Raw genomic sequence first — 14,840 nt, 5'->3', positions numbered from 1 at the left:
CCACCTTGCATCGCGCGGATGGAGCGGCTTGCATCATGCGGGTTCTCGACTGTCACCCCCGGAGGGGCACCGCCCCGGTCGCCGCCATGATGGCCAACCCCATGGAGGACGAGTGGCTCTGGGGCTGGGACCCGACGCCGGGCATCGTCTCGGTCTGGGCCGAGCCCGACGGTCGGGCCTTCGTCTGGCGGCGACTCCCCGGGGAGGGCACGCTGGTGCGCGAGGACGTGCGCTTCCGGCCGTGGCTGCTCCTGTCCTCGCTGGACGACCTGGCACACCTGGGCGCCAGGCTCCGCCCCGAGCGCGAGGGCCCCGCGCCGAACCGGGTGACGTGGCAGGAATTGGAGGGGCCCGGCGCGCTGCGCTTCCTGGTCCGCGCGGAGGACGGGCGCGCGCTGACGGCCGCCGTGCTCCAGGGGGCCGGGCGCCGCCTGGGGCGCACCCTCGGGCACGTGCGGGACCTGGACGAGGACACGGTGCTGTCGCTGCCCCCCGAGGAGCAGTACCTCTGCGCCTCGGGGCGCACGTACTTCCGAGACCTCGGGTTCGACGACCTGCGCCGGCTCCAGTTCGACCTGGAGACCACGGGGCTGAATCCGGACCGGGACCGCATCTTCCTCGTCGCGCTGCGAGATCCGGAGGGCAGGGCGGAGGTGCTCGACGTCCAGGGCGAGGGCGACGCCGCGGAGGCCGACCTGCTCCAGCGCCTGGTGGAGCGCATCCGGGTGCACGACCCCGACATCATCGAGAACCACAACCTGCATGGCTTCGACCTGCCCTTCCTCGCCCGGCGGGCGCGGGTGCTGGGCGTGACGCTCGGGCTGGGCCGCGCGGGCTCGCCCGGGCTGCGGCAGCGCCCGGCCGCACGCGGTGCCGCCATCGGTCGCGGGGGCGCGGCGGGGCGTGACGACTCCATGCGCCGCTCGCGCTACACGATGCCGGGGCGCGAGCTCATCGACACCATGGACGCGGTGCTGCGGCACGACTTCTCGGCGAGGGACTTGCCCGGCCACGGGCTCAAGGCCGTCGCGAGGCACCTGGGCCTGGCGGGGCCGGAGCGGGAGCACATCCCCGGGGCGAAGGTGTACGAGGTCTTCCAGCGAGACCCAGAGCGCGTGCGCCGCTACGCCCGCGACGACGTGAACGAAGCCGCCGGCCTCGCGCGCCTCATGGGGGGCGCGGCCTTCGCGCTCGCCCGCATGGCGCCGCGCCGCTACGAGCGGCTCGCGGACGCGGGGCCGGCCACGGGGGTGCTCGACCCGCTGCTGGTGCGTGCCTACCTCCGGGCCGGTGCGGCCCTGCCCGCGCGCGAGGCGGGCGACGGCACCTCTCACAGCGGCGCGGCGCTCCACCTGTTCGCCACGGGCGTGGCGCGGCACGTGGTGAAGGCGGACGTCGCCAGCCTGTACCCGTCGCTGATGCGCCAGTACCGCATCGGGCCGAAGCGGGACCGGCTGGGCGTGCTGCTCGCGCTGGTGGACCGGCTGGTGGACCAGCGGCTGGCGGCCAAGGGGCGGGCGAAGGCCGCGGCGCCCGGCTCGCCGGAGCGGCACACGAATGAGTCGCTCTCCGCGGCGATGAAGATTGTCGTCAACTCGGCCTACGGGTACCTGGGCGCGGTGGGGCTGACGCGCTTCTCGGACGTGCACGCCGCCAACGAGGTGACGCGGCGGGGGCGCGAGGTGCTGGGCCTGCTCTGCCGCGAGCTGGCGGCCCGGGGCGTCACGCTGCTGGAGGCCGACACGGACGGGGTCTACTTCGCCGTGCCGGACGACTGGCGCGAGGCCGACGAGCGCCGGGTGGTGTCCGAGGTCGCCGCCCTGCTGCCACCCCGCGTCCAGCTGGAGTTCGACGGGCGCTACGCCGCGATGCTGTCACACGAGCCGAAGAACTACGCGCTGCAGCCCTACGAAGGTCCGCTGGTGCTGCGCGGCGTGGCGTTCCGCTCCAGCCGGGCCGAGCCCTTCGGCGAGGACTTCCTGCGCCGGGCGCTGCGCTGTCTGCTGGCCGGTGACATCCCCGGGGTGCGGGAGGAGTACGTCGCCACGGTGATGGCGCTGCGCCGCAGGCAGGTCCCCACGCTGGCCGTGACGTCGCGGGTGCGGCTGACGAAGAGCGCCGCCCAGTACCTGGCCCTCCGCGAGCGCAGGCGCGAGCTGTCCTACGAGGCCATGCTGGCGGGTGGACGGACGGACTGGTCCGCCGGTGAGCGCGTCCGCGTCTACCGCGCGGTGCGGGGACGCGCGGGCCTGCTGCCCGACAACGACGAGGACGGCGAGGCCCCCACCAGCGACCCTCGCGACTATGACGTCGAGTACTACGTGCGGCTGCTGCGGGAGACCTTCGCGGCCCGGCTGGTGCGCGCCCTGACGCCCGAGGATTTCTCGACGGTGTTCGCCGACCCCGGGCAGCCGTCCCTCTTCGCTCCGCTGCTGGCGGACGCGCGGCCGGTGCTCACCGTGCTGCAGGACCCGCTGGGCGCCGAGCCCGCCCCGTCCCACTCCTCCTGAGCCAGGCAACCTCCATGACCGACATCGGGGACGCGGCCACCGTGTTCTTCTCGGATGGGGTGGCCCTGGACGCCGACACCCTCGTCGTCAGCGCGGGCTTCACGGAGACCCCCGACGCGGCCACCTCCCGCCTCTACCTGAAGTTCGGCGACACGTGGCTCGCGCACGAGGTGGCGCACGACTTCATCACCTCGGTGACGCACCGGAGCGGCGTCGTCTGCGCGCTGGGGAGGAATGGCCTGGTCAAGCAGGTGGGGGAGTGGGGCCGCCCGCTGACGCCCCGGCGCGTGAAGGGCAGATTTCGCGAGTACGTCATCACCGACGCCGAGTCGCGAGGCCCGCTGGAGCGCGTGCGCGCCGTCGGCGACGCGTTCTTCGCCTGCGGCTGGGGCGGGCAGCTCTATCGCCTGGAGTCGGGCGGGTGGCGCCGGCTGGAGACAGGCCTGGACCCCGGACGCGACAATGACTTCCTGGACCTGGATGGGTTCGCGAGCGACGACCTCTATGCCGTCGGCCTGGATGGCCTCGCCGCGCACTACGACGGCTCGCGCTGGGACTATCTGAAGCTGCCGAGCCGGGCGCACCTCCATGCGGTCCGGTGCCTGCCCGGCGGTGAGGTGGTGGTGGCGGGAGCGGATGGCGTGCTGCTCCAGGGGAGCCCGCGGGGATGGCATCTGCTGGAGACCGCCGGGCTTCGCGACGACGTCTGGGCCATCTGTCCCTTCGGCCGGAAGCTCTACCTCACGGCGGGGACTCGAGGGCTCCATGTGTATGACGGGGGCACCTGCTCGGAGGTGAAGGTCACCGGGGCGGAGAATCCACCGATGCATCGCCTGGACGCCTCGGGGGGCGTGCTGTGGTCGTTCGGCCCCCGGAACGTGCTGGCCTTCGACGGGCAGCACTGGTCGGAGGCGGTGTGTCCCGACAACGTGCCTGACTGACGGGCCCTGGCTGCACCCTGCTTGTGCGCCGTCACGCCGCTCAGCGCGTGGCTCCGAACACCAGCGCGGTGAGGGTGGTGTTGATGTGGAAGCCCGAGTACATCTCGAAGTGTACGTTGGAGCCCGCGGCCGTGGGCGCGTGCCGCAGCGTGGCGGCGAGCGCCGGGGCCACGCCCATGGACTGCGCCATCCACATGCGCCCGCCGCAGTGGAACAGCAGCGCGGCCTCGGGGTGGACGAGGCGGCGCGGAATCTCCTCGGTGAAGAAGCGCCGGGTGGACTCCACCATGTCGCCCAGCCGCATCAGCTCCAGCTCGGCGCCTTCGTCCAGGAGGTTGGCGAAGAGGATGGAGCCGTCCTCCAGGGGCTTCCAGGGCGAGCGGAGGAAGTACTCCCGCCCCACCTTCAGCGCGGTGGGGCGCAGGGAGAAGCCCCGGGGCTTGCCGAACTCCAGCTCGTCCAGGCCCACGCCGAGCAGCTCCGCGTACCGCCGGGCGGCGGGCTGCCCGTCGATTTCCAGCGCGCGCGTGTGCGTCTCGTCCACGCGGGTGATGCACAGGCGCTCTCCGGTGGGCACGTACCAGTGCGAGCGCATGGCCGCCCACGGTGCCTGGGTATGGATGAGCGCCACCCAGGCCGCGTCGCTGACGACCTCGCCGTCCACGTGCAGGAGGGCGGACTGCTTCGCCGGGTCTGGCTCGTGGTCGCTCGCGCCACCGCCGACGACCACCAGGCTCGGGTTGCGGTCCAGCAGGCCGAGCAGCAGCTCCTCCTTCTTGTAGCGGAACGCGTCGTCCATCACGATGCCCACGTGCTGCCGCGGGTCCAGGTCCTCCGGACGGACGCCGAGCTCACGGCAGGCGTGCTGCATGGCCTGCATGCCGGCGGAGAGGGCGTCATGTGACAGCCCCCGGCCCACGCCCAGGCCCACCTCGAAGTCGCCCGACAGCGCGCCCAGCACCACGCTGCCGGAGTGGATGCCGTGGTTGTCCAGCTCCCCCGCCGTCGTCGCCCCGACCAGCCGGGTGCCCTGGGGAAGCCGCTCGCGCACCGCGCGGTTGAGCGCGAGCTGGTCCCGCTCACGCGAGGCGAAGAGGGTGACGAGCTTCGGGGTAGGGCCGGACAGCTGGGAGACCAGCTCGTCCGCGGCGGCACGCGCGTCCTGCAGCGAGGACCGGGCCGTCCGCATCTGGATGCGAGGCATGAGAGGGGCACTCCTGAAGACAGGGGGAGGGTGCTCCGGATCGGTGCTGTCGATTGGGGGGGCTTCAGGTTTGACCCTGTGGGTCAGCTGAAACACTAAGAGCAAACACAGCAGCAATCAAGCGTGATTAAAATTTTACACCTGTCTGGTTTGACGGGCTCGTGGCCCTTCTCCGGGCTGAAGAGCCGGAGAAACAGGTTCCGGCTTCAACCGAGACATCGCCATGAAGTGGGGGAGCCATGATGCTGGCGCCTCTTGTTCACGGTTGCGGGGAGTCGCGATGAAGCTCGTTCCGATGTTCGTCGGAGTGCTGGTGGGGGCGGCGCTGACGCTGGGAGGTGTGGGCGCGCTCTGGCTGACACGCACGCCGGGCGCGCCCCTGGTGACGGTGCGGCTGGAGAACCGGACGGGGCAGGAGGTGCGCGAGGTGCGCATCGAGCACGAGGACGGTCAGGTCGTGCACCGGGGGCTGGGGCCCGGCGCGTCCATCCGGTTGCCCTTCGTGGCGGTGGGCGAGTCGTCGTACCGGCTCACCGCCGTGCTCGCGGACGGCGGGGTGCTCGAGGGCGGAGCCGGGTACGTGGAGGCGGGGGCCGAGACGCGGGAAGTCCTGGAGCCGGGCCGGGTGGTCTCCACCGAGCCGTGAGGGCGTGCGGCTGCGACAGCCAGTGGCGAGGACTGGACGATGCGCCAGCCCCGGTTCGGAGCGTCACCGGCCCCCTGCGATACACCGCCGGTAGAAGTGGGGCAGACTCCGGGGATGGCCCTGGCGCTTCGGACAGCGCGGTGGGCGGACGGGCAGCGCCCGTACCGGGGGCCGGGAGCCGAGCCGATGAAGCACAAAGAGCCGAAATCAGTAGGCGTCACGGGCCCCGTGGGACGCTTGATGGCGACAGTGGAGGGCGACAGCGGCATCCCCATCCTCTTCGTGCACGACCTCGCCGCGGACCGGACGCACTGGGCGGAGACGCAGCACGGCCTTTCGACGCTCAGCGTCTCCTTCGATTTGCGCGGCCTGGGGGAGAGCGGGGGCGCGCAGGGGCCCTTTGGGGTGGAGGCGGCGGTAGAGGATGTCGTCGCGGTGGCGGACGCGCTGGTGCCGCAGAAGTTCGTGCTGGCGGGGCACGGCTTCGGGGCCGCGGTGGCGGGCGCCTTCGCGGCGTACTACCCCGAGCGGCTCGCGGGGCTGCTCCTCGTGGAGCCGCCGGGAGACATGCGCCGGATGTCGAAGGCGGAGGCGGACGCCCTGCTGGAGAACTTCAGCCCGGCGAAGTACGGCGCCTTTCACGAGCACTGGCTCGCGTCGCAGCTGCTGGCGGCGAAGGAAGCCACGCGCGTGCAGGTGATGAAGACGATGCGCACCTCGCGGCGGGAGGCCATCGCGGGGAACCTGGAGTCGCTGCTCCACTTCGACCCGGGTGACGCCTTCGACAGCTTCACGGGACCCACGCACGCGCTGGTGGCGACCACCGGCCCGGAGACCCTGGTGGGGCAGCGGCCCACGCTGTCCCGCTCGGTGGCGCCGCATGCGAGTCACTGGGTGATGCTGGATGCGGCGCAGTGGTTCCACGCCGAGCTGGTCCGCTTCCTCGGCCAGTGCCGGCACGCCCTCTGAGCGGTTGCGGCCCACGGGCCGCACTTCCAGACGAAGCCGCGTGATTCCAGCCTGTTACGCGGCGGCCCGGCCCTGGTTCATGGGTTGCAATAAGGCAGGGCATGAGCCCATGCCTTCCGCTCCGAAGCCTGCTCGTCACCACGCTGTCCGCGCTCGTGCTGCTGACCGCCTCCGCCGCGCGCGCGGACCTGCCCTCCGAGAGGCTGTACCTCTCCCGCGTGGACGTCGCCGAAGACGCCCTCCGCAACGTCATCGGCGTGGCCTTCGTCCACACGGCCTTCGACGAGGAGCGGCGCCCGTCAGGAACGCTTCCGCGCTACCTGCCGAGCGGTGACGCCTTCGAGCTCGCTGGCACCCTCGCCGTGAAGGACCTCCAGGCGCTGAGCGGCTGGGACTACGACACGGCACTGCGCAAGTTCCCCGTCGTCGAGCAGCGGGGAAGCTACATCCACGTCGTCATCGACGTGCGCAAGAACACACGCGCCTGGCTCCGCGAGCTTCCGCGGGACTCCACTCGCGAGGGCCCGAGCCTCCAGTTCCTCCCGTTCGACTCGAAGGGCTGGCAGTGGACCGGCGTCGAGTACCTTGACCTCGCTCCCGGTGGGCAGGCGCGTCTCTACTTGGCCGCGAGGGAGGACGCTCGCTCCCATCCGCTGTCGGTGGCCCAGCCGCCCCGGCTGGAGGGTGAAGCCGTCGAGCTGCGCATCATCCGCACGAAGGGGAACTTCATGCAGGTCGGAGCCATGGTCGACCTGGACCAGCCCCTGGTTCCGATGGGCTGGCTGCGCATGACCGACGAAGAGGGCCTGCTGCTCGTGTGGCCCATCTTTGCTTCCATGTGCTGAAGCACGGGCCCGGAAGGGACGGGCCACCCTGGGCCCGCCCACCGTACGACTGCGACGACTACGAACCGGAGGACATCATGCCGCCGAGCACGTTGAACACGATGCCGGCCACGATGCTCGCCGTCCACGCGAGCATGATGTTCTTGTTGTTGTTCTGGTCCACGTTCATCCAGCCCCAGATGAAGGTGTAGAGGCCACAGATGATGCCCAGGATGCCGTGCAGCGGGCCCTTGGCCTGGAACAGCTTGATGACGACCATGATGAAGCAGGCCAGGTTGGCGATGCTGCAGAGGATTCCGAGCAGACCGAGGATCATTCCCATGTGCGTTTCTCCTTAAGGGGTGAGGCGTTCTTCAGCTGAGGGTTGAGGTGAGGAAGGTGTCGCGAAAGACGAGCAGCCGGATGAGCCAGTAGGCCACCAGGGCCACCAGCAGCAGGGCCGTCACCCGGGTGCGCCGCTCCACGCGGGCCACCGCGTCGATGCCCCGGCGCCGGGCTGCTTCCGGGAGGAAGGCCATCCCGATGATGAGCGCCAGCGCCGCCAGGATGACGGGGGCGAAGGCGTGCCACGACAGCGCGGCCCGCCAGTCACCGTGAAGCAGCGCCGCCGTGGCGCGGGACAGCCCGCAGCCGGGGCAGGGCAGTCCCACCGCGCTCTGGACGGGGCACGGCCACGTGGGCAGCCCGAAGTGCATCAGGCCCAGGTGGATGGCGGCCACCGCCCCCAGCACCTGGCCGGTGGTGCGGCGCTCCAGCAGTTGGGCCAGGACGGGGGTGGAGAACAAGGGTGCTGGGTGAGCGGATGCGGGCATCAATCGGTTCATGCCCACCCCCCCTCGGAAGCAGGTATCCGGCGTTACTACCACGACCACTGTTGGGAGTCGAACACCCCGACGTGCCAGGGCCTTGAGCCTTGTGGCCGGGCCCCACCGGGTGCCTCGGAGGAAACCTGACACAAGGCTGTCATCGCCGGGGCCTAGAACTCCCTGCATCAACTCACGATGTATCGGAGAGACCCGCGATGACTCCTGAGACCGAGACCAACTGGCAGCAGCTTCCGAACCCCGCCCACGTGAAGAAGTACGTCGGCGGCTGTCACTGCGGCGCCGTGCGCTTCGAGGCGGACCTGGACCTCACCGTGCCGGTGAACCGCTGCAACTGCACCATCTGCCTCAAGGCGGGAGGCTCCACCATCAACGTGAAGCCGCACGCCTTCCGGCTCGTGGCGGGCGCGGACAGCCTCGGCAGGTACGGCGTGGACGCGAGCCCCAACCACCGCGCCTTCTGCAAGCGCTGCGGCATCATGTGCTTCGGCGAGGGGGACGTGGCGGAGCTCGGCGGTGAGTTCCGCACAGTGCATGTCAACTGCCTGGAGGACGTGGACCTCTCCGGGCTGAACTTCCAGTACTGGGACGGCCGTCACGACAACTGGATGGCGGGACCGCGCTCGAAGCCGTGGCCCAACGTGCCCTGAGCGCCGTCAGGCCCGCCGGCTCGCGCGGGCCTCCTCGACGTAGCGGCCGGGGGAGCGGCCCACCACGGCCTTGAAGTCGCGGATGAAGTGCGACTGGTCGAAGTACCCCAGCCGCAGCGCGAGGTCCGCCATGTCCGGCGCGTCCGTCCGGGCGAGCTGCTAGGCGGCCTCGTGCAGGCGGTAGCGCTGGATGACCCACTTGGGGCTCACGCCGACGGCGGCGTCGAAGCGCCGCTGCAGCTTGCGCGGCTCCAGGCCCGTGAGCGCGACGACCTGCTCCACCCGGGTGATGTCCGGGTCCGAGGCCAGCCGCTCCACCACGTCCCGGAGCCGTGCGAGCGGCTCGGGCAGCGGTGGCAGTCGTCCTCGCAGGAAGTCCTCCGCGAGCGCCGCGCACCGCCTCGGGTCCGGCTCCCCGAGGATGGCGCGCCGGAGCGCATCGCTCCGTGCGCCGAACACCGTGCGCAGGCCGAGCATGCGGTCGGTGATGCTCGAGACGGGCGCCCGCAGGAGGGGCTGGAAGGTGGCCGGCCGGAACTTGATGCCGAAGACGCGGTCCTGGCCCTGCAGCCGCTGGCGGAACCTGCGCCTGGGCACCCCCACCACCCGGCCCTTGCCCTGCTCGAAGACCAGGTGGACGCACGGGTGAGACAGCGTCTCGGCGACCACGGGCGCCTCGTCGCGCAAATCCCAGCGCACGCTCCAGAAGTGCTGGACGTAGTGCTCCAGCTCGGGTGAGGGCGCGAAGCGCTCGTGGACAATCTTCCCCGCCGGGGCGGGGCGTGGAAGGACACCACGCGGCGCGTCGATTCGGGGGCGGCTCACCGCCCGGCATTCTGGGCAGGTGTCGCGTTTTTGCAATCCGGGCCCGGCCGGGTGGCGCTATCTGGCGGTCATCCACCCTGGCCGAGGAACAGCGGATGATGGAAGCGCGGATGAAGGTGTGGATGTTGGCGCTCTGTGCGCTGGTCCTTCAGGGTTGTGCTGGACCGCGAGCAGCGGCGCCCAGGCCCACCACAGGAGAGACGACCATGAAGAAGCATGCGAGCGGCCCCTTCGACGTCAAGCTGACCCCCATGCCTCCGGACCCGGGGGCCGCGGAGTCGCCGTTTGGCCGGATGCTCATCGACAAGACGTTTCACGGCGGGCTCGCGGCGACCAGCAAGGGACAGATGCTCGCCCTGAGGACGGCCGGGAATACGTCGGGAGGCTACGTGGCGATGGAGCGCGTCAGTGGAAGCCTGGATGGCCGCGAGGGCACCTTCTGCCTCCAGCACTCGGGCACGATGACGCGTGGGGCGCAGCAGCTGTCCCTCACCGTGGTGCCGGACTCCGGCACCGGCCAGCTGGAAGGGCTCACCGGGTCCATGGCCATCATCATCGAGGGGGGCAAGCACTCGTACGCGTTCGACTACACGCTGCCGGACTGAGGGTCTCGGGCGTCTCCGGATGCCATGAAGCCGATGTTGACTCTCGTCAATGCGGGCGAGGACGCCCCTCCCTACTCTCGAGGCCACAACGTCGCTGAACGTTCTGGAGCCCTCGCGATGAGCATCACCCGCCTTCACTCCCGCTCCCTGGGAGCCCTCTTCATCCTTCCGTTCTTCGCGTACGGCATCGGCACCGCGCTCGTCACCTCCGTCCTGAAGGAGCCGGAGCACCTGGCCGTATTGGCCGGTCAGCGGACGCTGTTCGTCGGGGGCACGCTGCTGCTCCTGTTGAACTCCCTCTTCGTCGTCGGGATTGGCGTGCTGTTCTTTCCCATCCTCCGTGAGCGCAGCCCGGGCATCGCCCTCGCGTACGTCTGCACGCGGGTGATGGAGGCGCTGCTCCTCCTCGTTGGAGTGGTATTCCTGCTGTCCATCCTCCAGCTCGGAGAGTCCGCGCAAGGGCAGGCGACGCCGGAGCTGGTGACGCTGTCCAACCTTCTCTCGAAGGGGAACTTCTGGGCCTACCAGCTCGCGATGCTCATCCTGGGGGCCGGCAGCGTGGCGTGCTTCCTGTCGCTGCACCGCTCCCGGCTTCTTCCCTCGTTGCTCCCGCTGGTGGGCGTGGTGGGCTACGGGCTTCTGGCGCTGGGGGCCGTGCTCGAGCTCTTCGGGCTGCCGTGGGGAATCCTCTTCTCCGGGCCCGGGGGCCTGTTCGAGCTGTTCCTGGGCGGCTGGCTCATCGCCAGGGGGTTCCGGACGCTCACGCCTTCCGTCGCGGCGTAGCCGGCTTGCCGCGCGTGGCGATGCGCTTTCGGATGCGGCTCAGCGACTCGGGCTTCACGCCGATGTAGCTGGCCAACACGTCGCGAGCAGCATCCCCAGGGCCGCCAGTCCGGCCGCCAGCAGCAGGGCCACCACGGCCTTCTTCGCGGGAGTCCGGCGGCGCGGGACGGCGGCGGCGGGTGGTTCGGGCGCGAGGATGCCCGTGGTGGTCGCCCCGGCGGATTCCTGTTGGCGCCGTGGCTCCGCCGCGAGCAGGTGGGTGATGACGCCACCGAGCCGGCCTGCCTCGAAGCCGGAAGCCAGCGGCGCGAGCGCGTCACGCAACTCCAGCGCTCCCGCGGGCCGTGCCGTCATGTCGGCGGTGAGCGCCCGGTGCGCCACCGGCTCCAGCGCCTCGGGGGCCTCGCTGAAGGCGGCCAGCTCCTCCAGCATCGCCCCCGCCGCGTAGAGGTCCGCGGGCTCCCGGGGCTCCCCGCCGGCGAGCACCTCGGGCGCCGTGTAGCCGCGCCGGGCGTGCCTCGGCGTGCCTTCGCTCCCGTGCAGCAGCCGCGCCACCCCGAAGTCCACCACCTTGACGTCTCCCTCCGGCGTGACGAGCACGTTGTCCGGTGCCAGGTCCGCATGGACGAGGCCGGCCTGGTGCGCATGGTGGAGCGCTTCACAGACACACACCAGGGCCCGGGCCACGAAGCCCACGGGCAGCCGCTGGTCCAGCGCCCGGGAGCGCTCGAGGACCCAGCGCAGCGAGGGGCCCGGCACGTGCTCCATCACCAGGATTGGGCCGGACTCCGTCTCCTCCAGCCCCCGCACGCGGACGATGCCCGGGTGGTCCAGCCGGGAGGCGCGCTCCGCCTCGTGCCGGAGCAGCTCCACGAAGCGCGGGTCTTCCGCCAGGTGGGGCAGCAGCAGCTTCACCGCCACCGTCGCGCCGGTGCCCGCGCCCGTGCTCTCCCGCGCGAGCCACACCTCACCCATGCCTCCGGCGCCCAGCCGGGTGTGCAGGAAGAAACGCCCTCGCCGGAAGCCCGAGACCACGGGCGGATGCTACCGGTCCGCCAGGAACCGCTCCACCTCCGCGAGCCGGGGACGTGCCGCCGCCCGGACGTAGGTGTCCCGCGCGAGCACCGCCAGCGCCCGTGCCTCCGCGTTGCGAGGCCCCAGGGCCCGGGCCAGCTCGAAGCGCGCCTCGGCGAGCGGGAGCACCCGGTCGGGCTGCTGCTCGCGGAGCTTCAGCGCCTCGCGCAGCAGCGCCAGGGCTTCCTCGCGCGCGCCGGAGTGCAGCCGTGCCAGCCCCAGCAGCAGCCGGTCCTCCGCGTGCTCCGGCGCTTCCGGCGGAAAGACGGCGAGGCACCCGGCGATGCGCCGTGCGAGCGCCGCCGCCTCCTCGAAGCGTCCCTCGGCCAGCGCCACCCGCGCGAGCACCCCCAGCGCGCTCGCGAGCTCGGGGTGGGTGGGCCCATGGTGATGCTCCCGGATGTCGAGGGCCCGCCGCACCAACGTCCGTGCCTGGCCCAGTCGCCCGTGCCGCAGGTGGAGCCGCGCCTGCCCCAGCCACGCGAGGGAGCCCTGGCTGGGATGGGCCCACCGCTCCGCCGCGAGCGCGGCGCGGCGGTAGCGCTCCAGGGCCGCGGCGTCCTCGCCCAGCAACTCGTGGAGCTCGCCCACGCCGTACTGCTCCAGGATGAGCAGGGAGCTGTCGGCTCCGTGGAGGGCCTCCAGGCGCTCCAAGGCCGTGAGCGCGGTGGCGAGTGCCTCGCGCCCATGTCCGAGCTGGTGCTGGAGCTGGGCGGTGGCGAGCAGCGCCACGGCCGCTTCGTGGTGGTGGGGGCCATGGGTCTGCTCCAGCAGCCGGGCGGCACGCTGCTGGTGCTCGAGTGCGCGTCGCGACGCGCCCTGGTTCTCGTAGGCGACGGCCATGTCCCAGTGCGCCCCGGCCACCCGGGGGTGCTCGGGCCCCAGCGCGCGCTCGAGGATGGCGAGGGCGCGCTGCTGCGCCTCCAGCTCCGCGGCCGGATGGCGCAGGTCCCGCTCGAGCTGGCCAAGCGTGCTCCAGGCCTCGGCCACTTCCGGGTGGTCCGGCCCGAGCGCGCGCTGCCTCAGCGCGAGGGCCCTCCGGGCAAGGCCGAGCGCCTCCTGCTCATGGCCCGTCCGAAGGTAGCGCGCGGCGCGGAGGAGTGGCTCGGCCAGGGCGGGGTGCTCCGGGCCGTGCAGTCCTTCGAGGAGGGCCAGCGCCCGGTGCGTCAGCTCGACGGCCTCCGGGTAGCGGTTGCTCGTCGCGTACATCATGGCGCGGCGGTTGAGCAGCAGGGCTTCCAGCCGCGCGTCCGTGCCCAGCCGGCGCAGCGTCGCCTCGGCGTGGCGCCACCACTCCTCGGCGCGGGCCCGCTCGCCCCGGCTCCAGAGGTGCGACGACAGGTGGACGGCCGTCTCGGCCGACAGCGCATCCAGCCGCGAGGCCTCGGTGGCGTAGCGCGCCTCCAGCAGCCTCGCCTCCGCGCCCGCCTCGCCGGCCTCGAGCTCCAGCCGGGCGAGCAGCGCCAGCACCTCGGCGTGGACCGGGGCGTGCGCCGCCTGCCGGGCTTCCACTTCCAGGGCTCGGGCCAGGGACACGCCCTCCGCATAGCGGCCCGCGCCCAGCAGTGCCCGGGCCTGGGCCAGCTGGCGGTGGACGGCGTCCACCCGGGCCCGGGCCTCGCCTCCCGCGGGCAGGGGCACCTGGCTCAGCAGCGCGGCCACGTCCGAGCACCCCTCCAGCGCGGTGAGGGCATGCACGGCGGACGGTGCGCGCGCCACCACCTCCCGGTCCGCCGCGGAGAGCACCTCCACCAGCGCGCCCAGCTCGCCCAGGCGCCGCTCCAGGCAGGCCATCCGCAGGGACAGCACCGCCTCCGGCTGCGCCTGCCGCTCGTGCGTGGCCAGACACGCCTCCGTGTACAGGCGGCTCCACCCCTGCGCGTACGCGTCCAGCTCCGTGCGGACGGTGGTGAGCACGTCACCCGCGAAGGGCAGGCCCGTGGAATGGAACGTCCGTTCCAGCCGCGCCGCGCTCCGGGGCCCCCACACCGACTCGACGCGGGCTGGCGCTCCGCTGCAGGGAGGGGCGGTGCGGGGCGCGACGACGAGCAGCACCGCCGTGAGCGCTCCCAGCCCGAGCGTCACGCCCAGCCCCAGGCCCCGGCGCCTCGAGGCCCGCTCGAGCGCCGCCACCAGGTCCTTCATGGATGCGAAGCGTCCGTCGGGCGAAGCGGACAGCCCCAGGAGCAGGGCGCGCCGCACGGCAGCCGGCACGCGGCGCTCCGGCGCGGGCCAGGTGGGACGCGAGTCCGCGGGCCCGCCGGACGCGAAGGGGCGCTGTCCGGCGAGGGCTTCCCACAGCGCGACGCAGAAGGCGAACTGGTCGGAGCGCGCGTCCGCGGGCTCGCCGCGCCATTGCTCGGGCGCCATGTACGCGGGCGTGCCCTGCACCTGGCCTTCCAGGGTCACCCGCCAGTGAGGCGCCGCGCCCGCGGCTCCGGGGGCCCCCGCCGCCGCGCGCGCCAGCCCGAAGTCCATCACCCGCGCCCGGCCGTCCGTCCCCACCAGGACGTTCTCCGGCTTGAAGTCCCGGTGCACGAGCCCCGCGGCATGGGCGGCCGACAGGCCCCGGGCTGCCTGGAGGTAGACGGCGAGCACCTGGGCCCAGGTGCGCGGCGCCTGCTCACGCCATTGCCGGGCGTCGCGGCCCTCCACCAGCTCCATGGCGACGAAGACGCGGTCGCCCACCACGCCCACGTCGAAGACGGGCAGCACGTGAGGGTGGGACAGCCGCGCCATGGCTTGCGCCTCGCGCAGCAGCCGCGCCTGTCCCTCCGCCGCGGCCCGGGCGTCCTCGGGACGGGAGCGCAAGAGCTTCACCGCCACCTTGCGCTCCAGCTCCGGGTCGAAGGCCGCGTACACCACGCCCATGCCCCCGGCCCCCAGCCGCTCCAGGAGGACGTAGCGGCCCAGCGCCGTTCCCCGGGGGAAGGCGGGCTCGGAAGGCATGGGTGGGTCGTCCAG

Annotated in this window: 14 protein-coding genes and 1 pseudogene; 8 read left to right on the top strand and 7 right to left on the bottom strand. The window is 72.4% G+C overall.

Annotated features, from left to right (window positions below):
* Positions 1–101 precede the first annotated feature (101 nt).
* Positions 102–2,510, top strand: coding sequence for a ribonuclease H-like domain-containing protein (locus tag LXT23_RS15090; protein WP_253981389.1), 2,409 nt, complete (start codon positions 102–104; stop codon positions 2,508–2,510).
* 14 nt (positions 2,511–2,524) lie between these two features.
* Complete coding sequence (locus LXT23_RS15085) at positions 2,525–3,451, top strand: hypothetical protein (protein ID WP_253980866.1); 927 nt, start codon at positions 2,525–2,527, stop codon at positions 3,449–3,451.
* Between the two features lie 40 nt (positions 3,452–3,491).
* Here LXT23_RS15085 and LXT23_RS15080 read toward each other — a convergent pair whose 3' ends face one another.
* Positions 3,492–4,655, bottom strand: a complete 1,164-nt coding sequence (locus LXT23_RS15080) for an FIST signal transduction protein (RefSeq protein WP_253980865.1) — start codon at positions 4,653–4,655, stop codon at positions 3,492–3,494.
* Positions 4,656–4,935: 280 nt separating this feature from the next.
* On the opposite strand from LXT23_RS15080, the gene LXT23_RS15075 reads away from it, so the two are divergent.
* The 3 genes from LXT23_RS15075 (at position 4,936) to LXT23_RS15065 (ending at position 7,115) form a co-directional block, all read left to right on the top strand.
* A complete protein-coding gene (locus LXT23_RS15075; protein WP_253980864.1) occupies positions 4,936–5,301 on the top strand; it encodes a hypothetical protein in 366 nt (121 codons plus the stop codon).
* Between the two features lie 240 nt (positions 5,302–5,541).
* On the top strand, positions 5,542–6,270 hold the full coding sequence (locus LXT23_RS15070) for an alpha/beta fold hydrolase (protein WP_253980863.1): 729 nt from the start codon (positions 5,542–5,544) through the stop codon (positions 6,268–6,270).
* A 101-nt stretch (positions 6,271–6,371) separates the two neighbouring features.
* A complete protein-coding gene (locus LXT23_RS15065) occupies positions 6,372–7,115 on the top strand; it encodes a hypothetical protein (protein WP_253980862.1) in 744 nt (247 codons plus the stop codon).
* A gap of 58 nt (positions 7,116–7,173) precedes the next feature.
* Here the strand turns inward: LXT23_RS15065 and LXT23_RS15060 are convergent, their stop codons facing one another.
* Positions 7,174–7,437: a hypothetical protein gene (locus LXT23_RS15060; protein ID WP_253980861.1), complete on the bottom strand. Its 264-nt coding sequence runs from the start codon at positions 7,435–7,437 to the stop codon at positions 7,174–7,176.
* 31 nt (positions 7,438–7,468) lie between these two features.
* Complete coding sequence (locus LXT23_RS15055) at positions 7,469–7,900, bottom strand: DUF2752 domain-containing protein (protein WP_253980860.1); 432 nt, start codon at positions 7,898–7,900, stop codon at positions 7,469–7,471.
* A gap of 236 nt (positions 7,901–8,136) precedes the next feature.
* Between LXT23_RS15055 and LXT23_RS15050 the strand changes: the two genes are divergently transcribed.
* The gene (locus LXT23_RS15050; protein ID WP_253980859.1) at positions 8,137–8,589 is read left to right on the top strand and encodes a GFA family protein; all 453 of its coding nucleotides are present in this window, start codon (positions 8,137–8,139) and stop codon (positions 8,587–8,589) included.
* 6 nt (positions 8,590–8,595) lie between these two features.
* Here LXT23_RS15050 and LXT23_RS15045 read toward each other — a convergent pair.
* Together LXT23_RS15045 and LXT23_RS15040 are read right to left on the bottom strand one after the other, a co-directional pair.
* Positions 8,596–8,733, bottom strand: a pseudogene (locus LXT23_RS15045) (AraC family transcriptional regulator); the annotation flags it as partial.
* A gap of 15 nt (positions 8,734–8,748) precedes the next feature.
* Positions 8,749–9,414: a helix-turn-helix domain-containing protein gene (locus LXT23_RS15040; RefSeq protein ID WP_253980857.1), complete on the bottom strand. Its 666-nt coding sequence runs from the start codon at positions 9,412–9,414 to the stop codon at positions 8,749–8,751.
* Between the two features lie 206 nt (positions 9,415–9,620).
* On the opposite strand from LXT23_RS15040, the gene LXT23_RS15035 reads away from it, so the two are divergent.
* Positions 9,621–10,019, top strand: a complete 399-nt coding sequence (locus LXT23_RS15035) for a DUF3224 domain-containing protein (protein ID WP_253980856.1) — start codon at positions 9,621–9,623, stop codon at positions 10,017–10,019.
* A gap of 117 nt (positions 10,020–10,136) precedes the next feature.
* Positions 10,137–10,802, top strand: a complete 666-nt coding sequence (locus LXT23_RS15030) for a DUF4386 domain-containing protein (protein ID WP_253980855.1) — start codon at positions 10,137–10,139, stop codon at positions 10,800–10,802.
* Positions 10,803–10,856: 54 nt separating this feature from the next.
* Here LXT23_RS15030 and LXT23_RS15025 read toward each other — a convergent pair whose 3' ends face one another.
* Complete coding sequence (locus tag LXT23_RS15025) at positions 10,857–11,837, bottom strand: serine/threonine-protein kinase (RefSeq protein ID WP_323378961.1); 981 nt, start codon at positions 11,835–11,837, stop codon at positions 10,857–10,859.
* Positions 11,838–11,846: 9 nt separating this feature from the next.
* Positions 11,847–14,825, bottom strand: a complete 2,979-nt coding sequence (locus LXT23_RS15020; RefSeq protein WP_253980853.1) for a serine/threonine-protein kinase — start codon at positions 14,823–14,825, stop codon at positions 11,847–11,849.
* Positions 14,826–14,840 lie beyond the last annotated feature (15 nt).

The sequence above is a fragment of the Pyxidicoccus xibeiensis genome (assembly GCF_024198175.1).
In the GTDB taxonomy this organism is placed as follows: Bacteria; Myxococcota; Myxococcia; order Myxococcales; family Myxococcaceae; genus Myxococcus; species Myxococcus xibeiensis.
The sequence above is the reverse complement of the archived record's forward strand: the minus strand, read 5'-3'. Positions and strand labels throughout refer to the sequence as shown.